This window comes from Pseudomonas sp. P7759 (genome assembly GCF_013386445.1).
GTDB classification, from domain to species: domain Bacteria; phylum Pseudomonadota; class Gammaproteobacteria; order Pseudomonadales; family Pseudomonadaceae; genus Aquipseudomonas; species Aquipseudomonas azotoformans_A.
Window position 1 is genome coordinate 1 of the sequence record NZ_JACART010000090.1, and the last position, 1,455, is coordinate 1,455.

At 58.6% G+C, this 1,455-nt stretch carries 2 protein-coding genes; both read right to left on the minus strand.

Features of this window, described 5'->3' with window-relative positions:
- Positions 1-396 (minus strand): FAD-binding oxidoreductase (locus tag HX823_RS30970; protein ID WP_177078434.1); only part of this gene is annotated, 396 nt, incomplete at its 3' end.
- 49 nt (positions 397-445) lie between these two features.
- Positions 446-1,255, minus strand: a complete 810-nt coding sequence (locus HX823_RS30975) for an AraC family transcriptional regulator (RefSeq protein WP_038850490.1) — start codon at positions 1,253-1,255, stop codon at positions 446-448.
- Positions 1,256-1,455 lie beyond the last annotated feature (200 nt).

Below are 1,455 nucleotides of genomic sequence, written 5' to 3' on the forward strand. Positions count from 1 at the left end.
GGCGCAGTACAACGCGCCGCCCTTGCGGTAGTCGCAGTCAATGCCTTCACGCGCCAGCACTTGGGCGACTTCATCGGGGATTGCATGTAGCAGGTCAAACGAGGCGCGGCGCTGTTCGGGATTCAGGCCGGCCAACAAACGGTCCTCGCCCAACAGATTGCCCATCAGCCAGCCGCCGTTGCGGCCAGAGGCACCAAAACCTGCGGTTTGCGCTTCGATGATCGCGATGTTCAGTTCGGGCGCCTGGCGTTTCAGGTAATACGCGGTCCACAACCCGGTATAACCGGCGCCGATGATGGCCACGTTGACGTCCAGGTCCTGCTCCAGCGATGGCCGCGCGAGCAGCGGGTCATCCAACTGGTCCATCCATAAGCTGATGTTGCGCCATGCCGGCATGCCGGGTTCCCCTACCTCGTTTCGATAGGGTGGATCCTAGAGCGCGGTGTCAGGGGCTGTCTTGCGCGCGTGCACGCAGGGAAATTTGTTTGACGTAGGCCTTGGGTGACTGGCCCGTGTGCTGACGGAATGCGCTGTAGAACGCTGACAGCGAGTTGAAACCGGCGGCAAAGGCCAGGTCGTCGACCTTTATCGGCGGTGCTGCCTTGTCCAATGCGGCCAGCAAGTGCTGAAGCCTGGCCTGGTTGACGTAGCGATAGAAGCTTTGCCCCAGCACCTGGTTCAGCAAGTAGGAAATCTGATTACGACTGTAGCCACACTCTTTGGAGACGCGCTGCAGGTCCAGTTCCGGGTCCAGATAAGGTTGCTTGCGTTCGAAATACTGCTGCAGGTCATTGGCCATATGCCCCAATTGCTGGGGCGACAAGCCCAAACGACTGACCGAAGGCCGCGCGGCCTGGATAGGTTGCTCGTGCACCAGGGAGGCGTATTCGTTGACCCGCCAGATCAACCCATCGCGCACCGTGATGGCTTCGCTGGTGCGAAATGACACCAGGCCGTGGCCGCCACGCAAAGTGATGCGGTACTGGATGAAGGCCGTATCGCCATCGGCACGGATACGGTCGGTGTGTTCGATGGCTTCATCGGCCTCACGCGGCATGCTGGCTTGCAGGTAATCACGCAGTTCGGCGTAACCGACGACACGGTTCTGGAAAAAGTCGTGGTACTGGATGTCCGGATGGTAGTAGGACATGACGCCCTCCAGGTCCCGATGACGCCAACACAGGTGGTGACGCAGCACCAATTCGCGTGTGGCGTGGGACTGCTGGGGCTCATCGTCTTGGGCGATGTCGGGCATGGAAGGCTCTGCGGCGGGTAAACCCTGGAGATTGCCGAATTTTGCTGGGGGCTTCAATGGCGAATTGGTACTTCTGACTAATGGCCTTTTGCCCAATTCCAAGTAAGAAATGACCCACATCAAACTTATGAAAAACAACCGCCGAACGGGCCCAAAAAAGTCACCTTGCGTTTGCGAACGGATGCTATTTTTAAGTTCTT